This window comes from Alteromonas sp. V450 (assembly GCF_001885075.1).
Taxonomy (GTDB): Bacteria; Pseudomonadota; Gammaproteobacteria; order Enterobacterales; family Alteromonadaceae; genus Alteromonas.
Genome location: NZ_MODU01000004.1, coordinates 1956831 through 1970228, shown reverse-complemented (window position 1 = coordinate 1970228; position 13398 = coordinate 1956831). Strand labels below are relative to the sequence as shown.

Annotated in this window: 11 protein-coding genes; 6 read left to right on the top strand and 5 right to left on the bottom strand. The window is 43.6% G+C overall.

Annotated features, from left to right (window positions below):
* The first annotated feature begins 71 nt into the window (after positions 1-71).
* The 3 genes from BK026_RS08625 (at position 72) to BK026_RS08615 (ending at position 2109) form a co-directional block, all read left to right on the top strand.
* Complete coding sequence (locus BK026_RS08625; RefSeq protein WP_071815503.1) at positions 72-329, top strand: DUF3081 domain-containing protein; 258 nt, start codon at positions 72-74, stop codon at positions 327-329.
* A gap of 107 nt (positions 330-436) precedes the next feature.
* Positions 437-1366, top strand: a complete 930-nt coding sequence (gene lpxL / locus BK026_RS08620; protein WP_071815502.1) for an LpxL/LpxP family Kdo(2)-lipid IV(A) lauroyl/palmitoleoyl acyltransferase — start codon at positions 437-439, stop codon at positions 1364-1366.
* 125 nt (positions 1367-1491) lie between these two features.
* Positions 1492-2109: a TcpQ domain-containing protein gene (locus BK026_RS08615; RefSeq protein WP_071815501.1), complete on the top strand. Its 618-nt coding sequence runs from the start codon at positions 1492-1494 to the stop codon at positions 2107-2109.
* Positions 2110-2121: 12 nt separating this feature from the next.
* Here the strand turns inward: BK026_RS08615 and glnE are convergent, their stop codons facing one another.
* Positions 2122-5010, bottom strand: coding sequence for a bifunctional [glutamate--ammonia ligase]-adenylyl-L-tyrosine phosphorylase/[glutamate--ammonia-ligase] adenylyltransferase (gene glnE / locus BK026_RS08610; RefSeq protein ID WP_071815500.1), 2889 nt, complete (start codon positions 5008-5010; stop codon positions 2122-2124).
* 186 nt (positions 5011-5196) lie between these two features.
* On the opposite strand from glnE, the gene BK026_RS08605 reads away from it, so the two are divergent.
* Complete coding sequence (locus BK026_RS08605) at positions 5197-6102, top strand: DUF350 domain-containing protein (RefSeq protein WP_071815499.1); 906 nt, start codon at positions 5197-5199, stop codon at positions 6100-6102.
* Positions 6103-6126: 24 nt separating this feature from the next.
* Here BK026_RS08605 and BK026_RS08600 read toward each other — a convergent pair whose 3' ends face one another.
* The gene (locus tag BK026_RS08600) at positions 6127-6483 is read right to left on the bottom strand and encodes a GIY-YIG nuclease family protein (RefSeq protein ID WP_071815498.1); all 357 of its coding nucleotides are present in this window, start codon (positions 6481-6483) and stop codon (positions 6127-6129) included.
* A 30-nt stretch (positions 6484-6513) separates the two neighbouring features.
* Here BK026_RS08600 and hldE point away from each other — a divergent pair, with 30 nt between their 5' ends.
* Together hldE and BK026_RS08590 are read left to right on the top strand one after the other, a co-directional pair.
* A complete protein-coding gene (gene hldE / locus BK026_RS08595) occupies positions 6514-7944 on the top strand; it encodes a bifunctional D-glycero-beta-D-manno-heptose-7-phosphate kinase/D-glycero-beta-D-manno-heptose 1-phosphate adenylyltransferase HldE (RefSeq protein ID WP_071815497.1) in 1431 nt (476 codons plus the stop codon).
* A 114-nt stretch (positions 7945-8058) separates the two neighbouring features.
* Positions 8059-9126, top strand: coding sequence for an XrtA/PEP-CTERM system-associated ATPase (locus tag BK026_RS08590; RefSeq protein WP_071815496.1), 1068 nt, complete (start codon positions 8059-8061; stop codon positions 9124-9126).
* Positions 9127-9228: 102 nt separating this feature from the next.
* Here BK026_RS08590 and BK026_RS08585 read toward each other — a convergent pair whose 3' ends face one another.
* From BK026_RS08585 to BK026_RS08575, 3 genes are read right to left on the bottom strand one after another with little or no spacing between them, the layout of a single operon-like run.
* The gene (locus BK026_RS08585) at positions 9229-10917 is read right to left on the bottom strand and encodes a hypothetical protein (protein ID WP_071815495.1); all 1689 of its coding nucleotides are present in this window, start codon (positions 10915-10917) and stop codon (positions 9229-9231) included.
* Entirely contained in the window at positions 10918-11841 is a 924-nt protein-coding gene (locus BK026_RS08580) for an XrtA-associated tyrosine autokinase (protein WP_071815494.1), read from the bottom strand. It lies immediately after the preceding gene.
* The gene (locus BK026_RS08575; protein ID WP_071815493.1) at positions 11838-13391 is read right to left on the bottom strand and encodes an XrtA system polysaccharide chain length determinant; all 1554 of its coding nucleotides are present in this window, start codon (positions 13389-13391) and stop codon (positions 11838-11840) included. The genes BK026_RS08580 and BK026_RS08575 overlap by 4 nt, the downstream gene beginning before the upstream one ends.
* Positions 13392-13398 lie beyond the last annotated feature (7 nt).

Below are 13398 nucleotides of genomic sequence, written 5' to 3'. Positions count from 1 at the left end.
GCGAGTACAGATAAAATCCAAAGCGGCTGTTTAACAGTATGTAGTGTAAAGACTGAAAAGAGGTTTTAACTATGAAAAACGAGTTAGACAGCAAGTTTCTATTACGGGTTTTCGATAAAATTAGGCAGTTTGGTGCGAAAGAAAACGAGCAGTATAAACTTAATGGTATTACTGCTTTTACGGACCATGACGGTTATACACTTTATATCGAAGATGCGAACGTAAAATTGCAGTTCGGTTTTCATAATCAATACCATTTTGATTATGACAACAACGAGCAATACCAAGCGTTTGAGAAAAAGCTTAAGTCAATCGACAAATCCCATTAATCGGCGCCCACCATAAGCATGCTGCACATGCATGCTTAGCGCGTCTTCGTAGCCACTCTATTCCTCTTCTGGTACACTATATGGCATTGTAAATAGAGGAAAATACATTGGCAGCGGTAATAAAAGCTCCAGCATTCAAACTTGCCTTCTTAGGCCCCAAGTATTGGCCTGTATGGCTGGGTGTCTTCATTCTTTATCTTATAACATGGTTACCACTACCCGTGATCCGCTTGCTTGGTGCGGGTGCAGGTAAGCTGATTGCGCTTATTGTTCCTAAGCGCGCAAAAGTGGCCAAAAAAAACCTGCAGCTGTGGAACCCCACACTTTCTGATGAAGAAGTAGAAACGCTTTATCGAGAAAACATTCGCCGTACGGGCATGGCTTTATTTGAAACGGCTATGGGCTGGTGGTGGCCTAGCTGGCGTGTGAAGCGCGCTATTGTGATAGAAGGTACAGAACACGTTGAAGAAGCACTAGCGCGAGGTACTGGTGTATTTGGTATGGCACTGCACAATATGAACCTTGAGTTTGCGTGCCGCGGTATCGGCTTTTTCCACCCGAGCATTGCATTTTATAGAAAGCACAACAACCCGCTTGTTGATTATCTGCAGTACCATGGTCGAAATCGTTCGAACAAGTACATGATTGATAAACGAAATGCCAAAGCGCTATTGGCCGCTTTAGATGATAACGAGCTCTGTTTATATCTCCCCGACCAAGATTATGGGCCCAAACAGAGTATTTTTGTGCCATTTGGGGGGGTTAAAGACACGGCTACCACTACGGCGACACTTATGTTTATAAGACGAAGCCAAGCTAGACCGATGCTTATTACGTCGCAGTATACAAAAAGCGGCTATAAAATTAAGATCTTCCCACCTTTAATAGGGTTAGGAGAAATGGAAGATGCAGCTGCGTTAACTACGCTAAATCAGCATATTGATGCGGCAGTAAAAGAGCAGCCTGAAAGTTATCTTTGGATGCACAAACGTTTTAAAACAAGGCCTAAAGAAAACCCAGCCTCGCTATATAATTAGCACGTCTAAACTTGTAGGTTTAGCGCCAACCTTTGCTTATGCGCGCAGTTGGTGGTTTCGTCTACAATAGGGGTAGGGCAATGGACATATTGAAGTAGATAAATCAGCATTAGGTTTTTATAAGTATGGGTCAAACGAGTTATTCAAGTACTTCTTTTTGGGCAAAGCAAATTGCTATTGCGGTTGTCATCATTATTGCGGCAGGCGTATTAATCTATATACTGCAAATACGAGAAGATAGTCCAGTAGCCGAGTCTCAGAAGACTGAAAAGTCAGTATCGCGTGGATTAAGTGAGTTTTATCGTGACTTTAGACAGTCTTCTACCGATCCTCTTGAAGATGAACAAAGTGACTTTGTTCTAGACGTAGCTGGTGTCGACCCCAATCTCGACCAAACACTTTCTCAAATGTCGAGTCGAACTAGGCCGGTAGATAAAAACTGGTCGGGAGAGCATAAATACAGAACCTTTTCTGAAGGAAATACATTGCGCGGTGCAATTTCGCAATATGCACAAGCTGAAGGAATGCAGGTTATTTGGAATCTTGAACAAGACTTTGTTATCAAGTACCAATTTCAACTTGAAAATACGGTTGCCGGTTCGTTAACCCAAATTGCTCGTGCCATCGATAGTAACTTCGAAAGGCCCATAAAAACGTACCTTTGTGCCGAGCAACGCTCGCTAGTAGTGACAGAGCGAGAAACTGATTTTCTTGCCAGCAACTGCAAACGGCTCGGGGGCTAACGCAATAAATGTTTAGTTAAAAAGTGCGTTCCAATGCGCTTTAACTTTTTCACGTATAGCCTCTAGCGCTTCACTTGCGTCAGCGTATTTTGTGTCGGCAAGCGTGAGGTGGTGATATTGTTCTCTAAGGGCTAGATAGGCGGCTTGAAGTTTAGAAGCCGTTGTCTTATCGATAATGTTTTCTTGGGCGGCGATATCGAAAATGCGCAGATTGTCGGGGAATTGCGTCATCTTTTCATTATCGTGTGCAAACGCTAGCACCCAGTACTGTGCCATAAACTCGATATCTGTAATTCCGCCAGCACACTGTTTCAAGTCAATTTTTTCTGTTGAATTGGATAATAAATGTTCACGCATTTTTGCTCGCATCTTGCACACTTCGGTAGCAAGCTGTGACTTATCCCTAGGCAGGCAAAGTATATCGTGTCGAACACGTTTAAAACTATCGAGCAGAGCGCTATCGCCACAAATACCGCGCGCCCGGACTAACGCTTGATGTTCCCATGTCCATGCTTCTTCGCGTTGATACTTTTCAAAACCATCAATATGGCAACAAAGTAAACCAGCGTTGCCTGATGGACGAAGGCGCAAATCAGTTTCATACAGCTGGCCAAAAATTGTTTTTGTATTGAGCAGGTGCATAACGCGTTGCGCTAATTTAATGTAGAACTGCTGTGCTTCAATCGACTTCTTTCCATCTGTACTAATACCGCGAGGGGCGTTGTGAATAAATACCAGGTCTAGATCGGAGCCGTAACCCAGTTCGAACCCCCCAAGCTTGCCATACCCAATTACGGCAAAACCCTTGTCGTTACCTTCTAGATGTGAGGGAACGCCAAAGCGCATTTGCATTTGTCCCCAAGCAGCGTTGATGACGGCTTCTAAGAGCACTTCTGCTAAAACGGTTAGTTTGTCACTTACATTATTGATAGGTAGAGAATTACTGATATCGCTGGCTGCTATTCGAAGCTGTTGACAAAGTTTGAACTGACGCCACGCATCCATGAGCATCTCAACGTCGTCGTGCTCTATGCGCAGCATGTTTTCCCTTAATTCTTCTTCGTACTCACGCTTCGACGTTGCAATATCAGTGTTCTGCTGGCCGAGGTATAGTGGAGTAAGAAGTTCGTCTAGTAACAGAGGAAAACGTCTAATTTCCTGTGCTATCCAATCGCTGCGCTCGCACAATCGAACAAGCTGCTTAAGTACTTCAGGATTTTCGAGCAGTAAATCTAAATAGGTAGTGCGACCTGTGATTGCTTCAATTACCCCTAATAACCGTGAAAGTACCTGTACTGTGTTATTTGGGTGCTGAATAATTAATACATACAAAATTTCTGGCAAAAGCTTGTTTAACGTGTCTTCACCTTTTTGGCCGATACGATAATGCCGCTGTTTACTTTTGAAGTCTTCTAGCTTTGAAAATGCTCCCTCAATTTCTCTTTTTGACAAAAAGTCAGTAAAAAGTTGAGCGAATTCAGCGTGCTCAAGCTGAAGTCTCCATGCGTCTGAACAAGCCGTGAATAGTGCGTCTTCTTCTGTATGTGTTTCGTGAGATTCTTCAACAAGTTCATTAAAATAACCGTGAATTCTCTCCATTGCGTTACTCAATTCGGCAAGAAAAGTGGCATAGTCTGGCAACCCTAAAATATCAACAAGCGCTTGTTGCTGAGAGGTTTTTTCTGGCAGTGTTTGTGTCTGCTCATCATCGTACTGTTGAAGAGAATGTTCAACCTTACGAAGGAAGAGATAGTCGTTGGTGAGCTCGTCCGTTACTGATAATTCAACAATGCCGAGATTAGCAAGGCTGTCCAGCGTGTTAAGCAATGACTTGCTTTGTAATTTAGGTTCGCGTCCTCCGTGTATAAGCTGAAAGCTTTGAGCAAAAAACTCGACCTCACGTATACCCCCAGCACCAAGCTTGATGTTATTTTTTAGTTGCCGTCTACGGATCTCCGTGGCAATAAGCTTTTTCATATTGCGCAAGGCGTCCAACGTAGTGAAATCTAAATAACGCCTGAATGTAAAAGGATGAAGAATACCCTTCAACCATTGCACATTTGAAGAATTATCGTCGTTGATAACCCTCGCTTTAATCATGGCGAAACGTTCCCAATGGCGTCCCTGTTCCTGATAATAGTCTTCTAGCGCGGCAAAATGTAAAACCAGTGGGCCTGACTCTCCAAAAGGACGCAGCCGCATATCAACCCGATATACCTGTCCGTCATTGGTGATTTTATTGAGTGCTTGTATCAGCTTCTGAGCAAGTTTTGTAAAAAACTGTTGGTTTTCAATTCGTTTACGGCCTCCTTGCGTTTCGCCTTTTTCAGGATAGGCGAAAATCAGGTCGATATCTGATGAGAAATTAAGCTCGCGTCCGCCTAGCTTTCCCATTCCTAAAATATACATATGCATATCACCACTATCGTTACGCGGGTGCCCGTAGCGCTCACAGAGGTGTGAATAAAGCCAATGATATGCGTGCGTAATAAGTGCGTCAGCGAGAGTAGATACCTGTAGAAGTGACGTTTTAATACTTTGGTTGTTCAATACATCGTGAAAAGCAATTCGAGCCATTTCCTGATTTCGCAGTTGCCGAAGCACACGCATCAAGTCGTCTTCCGTCTTCACATTTAAAAGCGCGTTCTCAAGCAGTGATTGATAAGTAGGTAAATGCTCTTGTATTGGCGGCGCTGTTACGATTACTTTCGCGATTGAAGGCTTGTTCTCAACAATTTTTGCAACAAAAGCAGAACGGCGAAAAGCAAGTAAAAAAGCGCTTTGATGTGATGTTATGAAAACATCATCTTCGCCGTCGTTAACCCACGTAGAGCGCACTTTGTTCCAAACCTTCTCGGCCTGCTCTTCGTTTGTCATGATATTTTCGCTGTCTACTGGCATAATATTCGCTTAGTCTCTGTTAATACATGTATTTCATCATTCAACCGGTCTTCATGTTACACGCAAAATAAACGTATATCGTTCCACATTTTTTTATGGCAGCGGCAATAAAAAGAACGTGGTGGTGTTGTTACTAGAAATAAATAATCGGTGAAATATCGCTAAACTCTTTAAGGGAAAGATAACGTGGAAGCCTTAGTAAAACTAGTACCGTTAACGCAAGATTTGTTAATTTATCTCGCGATGGATATCGGTATAGCGCTTGTGCTGCTTATGGTAATGAAGTGGCTCACCGGTGCTTTTCGAAAGTACTCGGTAACAGAAGAGTTAGGCGTAAAAGACAATTTTGCGTTTGGGATCAGTATTGCCGGGGGAATGTTAGCGCTTTGCATCGTTCTCAGTTCAGTGGTAGGTCGTCACGTCGGGCAGGGCTACGAGCAGGCAGCTATTGGTATGGTGTCGTTTGGCATAGTGGGGATCTTTCTGGTAAAACTCGGCCGTTTTGCGCACGACAAACTTGTGCTCAACAAGATTGATACACATGAAATGATTGCAGAGCGCAGTGTAAGTGTTGCACTGGTTGATGCGGCAAGCCTTGTTGCAAGTGCAATTGTTTTGCACAACATCATGTTGTGGGTTGACGGAAGCGATATGAACGCCCTAATTGCCATTGTTACAGGCTTTTTGGTCGTGCTCACAATGCTATTGGTAATGACCCGCATTCTTGAATTCAGATATGCAAAAGACAATCAAAACGATTCTTTTCAAGGGGCACTGGAAAAAGGTCAGCTTGCACTTGCAATCGAGCACTCAGGTAACCTGTTGGGTACGTCAATGATCGTGTCTGCTGCAAAAAACATTATCATTTATAACCCGTCTGGTTATGTGAGTAATGTTACTGGGTGGCTGATTGTAAGCGTATGTATGGCAGTGGCATTGCATATTTTGGTGCTAATCAGTAAAAAGATTATTCTTTTTGGCATGAACTTCCGACAAGAGGTTGACCAACAACACAACGTGGGAGTGGCTGCACTGGGTTTCACATTAAGTATCGGCAATGCAATGATAATAAATGCCATACTCGGTGGCTAAAGGCGATTGGTTTTCGCGCATTACTTATGCGGTTTTACTTTGGAACTGCGTTTTAATGCAATGCCGTTCGCCCAGTTTTCCTTTGCTTATAATGGCGTTTTTTTGTTGCCGACTTAGCCGTTTCACGGCGCATTCAAGTTTTGCCGCTTGAGACTTGTTTTCTACCTCAAATATGGCCCGATACGACAGCGGCGCTTTACCTTTTAAGGCCTTGGCGCCACCTGCAAGTTCACCGCGGTGTTGAGCAATACGCCTGAGTGGGTCAGTTGTAATTCCGGTGTAAATCTGGCCTAACTTGTTTTCTACAAGATAGAGATACCAGTGGTTATTTGTATTTCGCTGGTGGGTATTGCCGCCCTTGGCTGTTATACTCTTTGCCAATGTTCTCAGTTCTTCTAATTTAATAACAGCATGATATTACCAGATTTTAGCAAAGCCAAAGTGCTTATTGTTGGCGACCTTATGTTAGACCGCTACTGGAGTGGCGGTACGGGGCGTATTTCGCCAGAGGCGCCTGTTCCCGTTGTTAATGTCAATAGCGCAGAAGATAGAGCGGGTGGCGCTGCCAATGTTGCTGTAAACGTAGCTACACTTGGCGCAGACGTGACCTTGTTAGGTATGTGTGGCAATGATGAAAATGCCACCATCCTTCGCGAAAAACTAGAGTCCTACAATGTAAAATGTGATTTCTTCACAGTAGACGGCTTTGACACCATTACGAAACTCAGAGTAATGAGTAGAAATCAACAGTTATTGCGCTTAGATTTTGAAAAAAGCTTCGCAAATGCAGATAAAACAAGCCTAGAAGCGAGGTTTGATGACGCGCTGGATGATGCGGATGTTGTTATCTTGAGCGATTATGCAAAAGGATGTTTGAGTCATCCCGAGAAGTTAATTCAACAAGCTCGCGCCAAGGGTAAGCGGGTAGTTGTCGATCCGAAGGGCAGCGATTTTGCAAAGTACGCCGGTGCAACGCTTATCACTCCAAATATGGATGAACTGTGCGCGATAGTTGGCGCTGTCGGCTCAGAAGATGAGTTGGTACAAAAAGCACGTGAGTTAAAAAGCACGCTGCAATTAGACGCGCTTTTAGTTACGCGCTCTGAAAAGGGGATGACTCTGTTTGAACAAGGTAGCGGTGAGTTTCACTTACCCGCTAAAGCGAAAGAGGTGTACGATGTAACGGGTGCAGGCGATACGGTGGTGTCTACACTTGCTGTTGCGATAGCGTGCAATCTGCCGTTACAAGCTGCATGTGTATTAGCTAACCTCGCGGCAAGTGTAGTTGTCGGCAAGTTAGGTACGTCAACCGTTACGAATACTGAGCTAGCTTTAGCTATTGGAGAGCAGTCAGTGCATTTGGACGGCGGTGTGATGACGGAAGATCAGCTAGCGTTGGCGTTAAAGGCCTCGAAAGCGCGCGGTGAACGAATTGTTATGACAAATGGTTGTTTTGACATTCTGCACTCTGGTCATGTTGCCTACCTAGAAGAAGCCGCTCAGTTAGGCGATAGACTTATTGTGGCGGTTAATACCGACGCGTCTGTTACCGCACTTAAAGGTCCAGGGCGCCCAGTGAATAACGTTGATAGAAGAATGGCTGTATTGGCAGGCTTGAGCGCTGTGGATTGGGTTGTGCCATTTGAAGAAGACACTCCTCAACGCATCATTGCCAGGCTTCTGCCTGACGTGCTTGTGAAAGGTGGCGATTACACAGTTGATGAAATCGCAGGGGGGAAAGAAGTGTTGGAAAATGGAGGTGATGTAAAAGTACTTACCTTCGAAGACGGCGTGTCGACCACGGGAATAATAGAGCGTATAACCCAAAATAAGCTAAGGTGAGCAGGGCTGTTTTATGGCGTTTATTCATTGATGTCTAACTCAAAGGTGTACGGTTTTGGCTTTGAGTCACTCACGCAACCTATTTTTTAATGTTTAACTTTAACGGTAAACTGCATGTATGAAAGTTATTACGGACTTAACTCGAAGCCGTTTCAATTAACACCAGACCCAGACTTTTTTTTCGCTAGTAAATGGCATAAGCGGGCAATGTCGTACTTACAGTATGGTCTCTCTCAAGCGGAAGGCTTTATTGTGATTACCGGAGGGATAGGTACGGGCAAAACTACCGTTGCCAACAGCCTGCTGCAAGAGATTGAAGACGATATCGCTGCTGCCCAAATAGTAACGCCAAAACTCTCACCCGATGAACTTGTTAAAATGGTGGCTGCTAAGTTTGATATACCCACCGAGGGACGTTCCAAGGCCGATATTTTAAAAGCGTTAGAAATTTTTCTGTTTGACTTAAACAAAGCGGGCCGACGCGCATTACTGCTTGTTGATGAGGCACAAAATCTGCCTCTTGAGACGATTGAAGAGCTGCGCATGTTAAGTAATTTTCAATATAACGGCAAACCCCTAATCCAAAGTTTTCTTCTTGGCCAAGATGAACTGCAGCCCATTTTACGGGCGCCCAATATGGAGCAGTTCCGTCAGCGAATTGTGGCGTCTTGCCACTTAGCGCCGTTAACGCTAGATGAGTGTAAAGAATATATTGAGTATCGACTACAGCATGCGGGGTGGAGTGGTGCTGCGTTGTTTGAAGAGGCAGCATATGAGCGGATCCACATGTTCTCTCGCGGGATCCCTCGTAAAATAAATACCCTTATGGATCGTATAATGCTGTACGGTTTTTTAGAGGAGCTCGAAAGCTTTAATGCCGACGCAGTGAACGAGGTGATTGAAGAAGTTAAAGCGGAAATGTTCGAGCCAGAAAAAAACAACGCTGAAGTAACAGAGAACATGGGTTTTGCTGACAGTCCTCAAAGCAAAACCATTATGACGCCTCAAGGTAATGTCGTTCGAGACACCAAATACTATTTAGATATGCTTGCTGATTTAGTCGACGCGCTAGATGATGCTATATCTCAAAAAGTTAAGATGACTCAATATGTCGATAAACTCATGAAGAAAAAGTTTAAAACCTACGTTAGGCTTAAAAGCGACGATCAACAGCCCAAATAGCTCACTTTTAAAAATGCGTTGGTATATGAGTGGTTTCAAGCGGCTTGTTTGGTGTGGCGGTGTTCTTTGCTTTTTAACGTCATACGCCGCTTCTATGAACGCTTAAAAGTTATTGAAATTATTTATGTTGTTGCCGTTGTCGTTATTGGTGGTGCTGGCTCGTGAGTTTTGTCGTAACTGCCTTGCGCGCTGCCTACCAGGCGTGTAGCTCATGTTAAACAGAATGCGGCGCTCTTGGTATTCGGCCAGCGGTACGTCAGACTCCAATACTCTGTACTGACCTTCAACAAAAAAGTTGATGTCATTGTTCAGCTGATAATAAAGACCCAGTGAACCTAAATAGCTTTTGTTATCAAATTCCGAGTCATCCGGCTCAGAAATCACCATGGCTGCACGACCTCTAAGCGACGTTTTAACCCCTATACGCAGTATCGCGCTGCCCGACGCTGTATGTTGCAGCGTAGTCTCGTTCGAGCCTAAAAAATTCACCCGTGTTCTTCGGCCTTGAACAGCGACCGTTAGCCTATTAAACCGGTATCCTGTGTTTATGGTAAGGCTTTTCCTTACTCTTTCATCGTCATTTAAACTGTCTTGAAACGTTGACAAGTCTTGAAATGTTTCACCAGGCTGAAGCGTGTAGGTTAATGAATCAGGAATGAAACAGTCGTCAACCGTTAGGTAATCTGCAGGGCATACAAAAACACCCGTTGAATCTTCACCAAATGCCGTTGACGTTGCGGTAACTTCTTCACTGTATTGTGTAGAGAGGCGAAACTTTCGATTTGCAAAGGTGAACCTAAGTGATTCAGTGTCGCCATAGAAATCTTGATCTCTACTCCCGCTCAATTGTGTTCTTGGACTTAACCGAAAGTTAAATCTAAAAGAAAAGAATTCATCGTTGTCTGTATCTGAGAAATTACTTTGTTCAGCAACTTTGTTGTACACCAGGTCTATAAAGTTGTTGTTAACATCATATCGTAAACCTGCACCGTACGAGCGAAATGTGTCGTCTTCATCGTCAATGTTGTCAAAGCGTTGAACAGACTCATTGTATCGAACAATGGCTTGCCAATTATCAACAAACTCATAGCGAATATTGCCATTTAAGGCGTGCCTGGATGAATCTTCCCCGTCATCGCGTTCTGTCTTTCTATAGTTGTCATTAACTATCCAGTTTAAGCGTGAGAAGCGTTTACCGCTTCGTATGCTCAACCGCGACGTATAATTTGTATTGTCTATTGATACTTGATCACTATCGAGAGCGTCAGAGGTATTGTCGCTTTCAAATTTACTTACAATGGCTCTTCCAGAGAGTGCGAACCAGCTGTTTTCTATATTGGTAGCTTCGAAACCTGCACTATTGCTTTTGGTTTTTGTCTGATTTTGCGGCGTTGTTGCCAGGTCATCGATAAGTAGTGTTGAGCCGTTGATAGAGTTGTAGGACTGTGACCCGTAGCCAAGAAGGTACAAGCTAGCGTCTATCAACTCATATCGCGCATTGTAATTGCCGGTTAGGAAGTTCTCTGAGCTGGTGTCATCTTCTACATCTCTATAAAAATATCGGTTAGATATAGAAGCATAAGTCGTCAGCTTTGCACTTTGATAAGACAGAGCAAAACTTGGGGTGACTTCTACATAGCTGGTATCTAAAGGGCCATTTGGGCTACTTTCTGTATGGGCTGCGGTGGTACGAACACTAGGAAAAAAAGCTAACTCTGCTGCACGGATCGACGGTGTCGCAATAATACTGAGTAATACAATATGTGAAGCGTAAAGTCCTTTTTTTTTCATTTATCCAGTCTCGTTTGTACCGTAATAGTATCCGTAGTAGCCCGGGCCTTGGTCGTTATTAAGCACTTTGTTAACGACAAAGCCGATAGCCATATCTGGGTTTAAATGGGCCACTGCACTTTTTATATCGTGTAATTTGCTTTTACCTTCTTCACAAACAACGAGTGCTTGCCCCGCTAAGTTGGTGAGTACTGACGTTTCATTAATGCCCAACAAAGGCGGAGTATCAATAATAACAATCCTGTCTTTATAGCGCGTGGAAAACTCATCAACGGTTTGTCTCATTATTTCAGAGGCGAGCAATTCGTTTGACAATCGGTGTGGCTTGCCTGCGGCGATAATTTTTAAATTAGGAATGTTGGTGGCCCGCATAATGTCAGACACCGAGCCCTTCTCTCCTAGTAGGTATTCAATCAAGCCTTCCTGATTACTGTGCCCTAGCGTCTTCATAACATTAGGACGCAACACATCAGCATCAACCAACAAAACGGTTTTATCTTGCTCAGAAGCAATGCTTAATGCCAAGTTTACTGCGGTAAAAGTTTTTCCTTCGCCGGGCTTCGAACTTGTCACCATAATCACGTTGCTGTGGTCGAGTGTTTTCGAAAGTGGACCAAATGCATTTGAAATTATCTTGCGTTTTATTGCTCGGTATTCTTCGTTAATTATGCGCCTTTCTGCGCTATGGTCTACCATGCCTTTTTCGCTTAGGTAGTTCATATCCAAATTAATGTGCGGCATACCTTGGCCGTCAGAAGGCGCTGCAGTGCTGTCACTAGAAGCCACTGTAGCGTCATTATTCTGTTGAGTCGACGCTGCAGAATCAGCGGCAATCTGAGCCTCATCGCTTACTTGCTCGGAATTTGCGTTGTTTGACGACTGACCAGCTTTGTTTTTCGCCAACGCTTTTTCAATTGTACTCATGCTATAAACCGCTGATAAATGTTGATGTTCAACAGAGAGGCTAATACCAACGAACCGTAAATCATAACCAATATGGCAGATGACGTTAAAAAGATGAACAGGTTTCGAGTATTACGCTTCTTAATTTCTTTTGCGTGTAAATTTGCAACGGTGCCATAAACCGGCACGTTAACAAGCGAAGACAACTGCTGCGCTCTCATCAGAACAGGAGAAAACTGTGACAGAACAAAAGCAATGGCTAAGCCGCCCGCAAAACCGAATATCAAAATACCAGTATAGAACAATATTCTATTTGGCCCCGATGGCTGTCTAGGAAGGCTAGGGGGTGATATCACCCTAAACTTAAGATCATCGTCAGAAATATCCGCTTTTTTACCTAACTCAGCAGAGTCTTGGCGTGAAAGTAGCTCTTCGTATTTGGCCTTTATAATGCCATAGTTTCTGTTCAGCGCTTTCTGCTCAAGCTCAAGTTGAGGCACAAAGTCAATTTTGGTCTCAAGTTCTAATATCTTTGACTCAAAATCCTCTTTGCGAATATTTAACGATGCAAGCTGGCTTTCTAGCTGACTAATATCAATGGATAACGGATTATCGGCAGACATACTCGTTGCGTTTTCAAGGCTATCAATGTAGGACTTAACTTCTTTGTCTCTTAGCGTATTTAAACGGGCCAATAAGCTTTTTGCTTCAATAACATCGGGGTGTTCGTCGGTGAATCTAAGCTTTAATTCGTCTAGCTTGTTCTCAAGCGCTTGAATTCGGGAGTCATAACGTGTGGGGACTAAGCTACCTGCAGACTCAGAATCACCCGCTTGACTCATAAGCTCTAGATTACGCTTTAACGATGCTATTCTGCTTTCGGTTTCTCTAATTGTCCTTTTCGTCTCGTTTAAATTTGCTTCAGCAGATTTTAACTGCGAGTAATACGAACCGGTTTCTGGAAGGATATCTGAGTATTTTCTTTTGAAGTCGGCAACGCGCATTTCGGCTTCAATAAGCCGTTGCTCGTATTCATCAATTTGTTGTTGCAGAAACTGGTAAGCTGAGTCTGACTCAACTCTGCTTTTGCCCAAACTTGTTTCGATAAGCAAATTCAGGGTTTCTTGTACAACATTTTTAGCTACGTTAGGGTTTTCGTGTTTAAACGAAATATTAAAAATGTTTGAACGCCCCCCTGGGCTTATTTTTATGTTGCTATTGAGTTCACTGATAAGCTCGTCAAACGCGCCTGGCCCGATAACGGTAATGTCTAGGTCAGTTTCTCTTGCAATGCGCTCTAAGTTTTCACGGCTTTTTAATGTTCGCGCTATAAGGCTTATTTCTTGAGATTGGTTTGGATTTATAACCAGCCCTCGTAAAAGAGGCGCAAGCATAGAGCGTGTATCAACGTGCACGCGCGCTGAACTAGAGTACGTATCTGGTAGCGTTAACACATAAGCAAACCCTAGTGGGCAGATTATCCAAGAAGTGAGAAGTATATATCTCTTTTTTATCCATATGCCCTTTATGTAGTCCAATACTTGGGCATATAACTGCTGCAAATCTAACATTAAATGT

Coding starts and splice junctions, on each gene's coding strand:
- BK026_RS08585 (WP_071815495.1), bottom strand. CDS start 10,917: ATGAAAAAAAAAGGACTTTACGCTTCACATATTGTATTACTCAGTATT.
- BK026_RS08575 (WP_071815493.1), bottom strand. CDS start 13,391: ATGTTAGATTTGCAGCAGTTATATGCCCAAGTATTGGACTACATAAAG.
- BK026_RS08625 (WP_071815503.1), top strand. CDS start 72: ATGAAAAACGAGTTAGACAGCAAGTTTCTATTACGGGTTTTCGATAAA.
- hldE (WP_071815497.1), top strand. CDS start 6,514: ATGATATTACCAGATTTTAGCAAAGCCAAAGTGCTTATTGTTGGCGAC.
- BK026_RS08580 (WP_071815494.1), bottom strand. CDS start 11,841: ATGAGTACAATTGAAAAAGCGTTGGCGAAAAACAAAGCTGGTCAGTCG.
- BK026_RS08590 (WP_071815496.1), top strand. CDS start 8,059: ATGTATGAAAGTTATTACGGACTTAACTCGAAGCCGTTTCAATTAACA.
- BK026_RS08615 (WP_071815501.1), top strand. CDS start 1,492: ATGGGTCAAACGAGTTATTCAAGTACTTCTTTTTGGGCAAAGCAAATT.
- glnE (WP_071815500.1), bottom strand. CDS start 5,010: ATGCCAGTAGACAGCGAAAATATCATGACAAACGAAGAGCAGGCCGAG.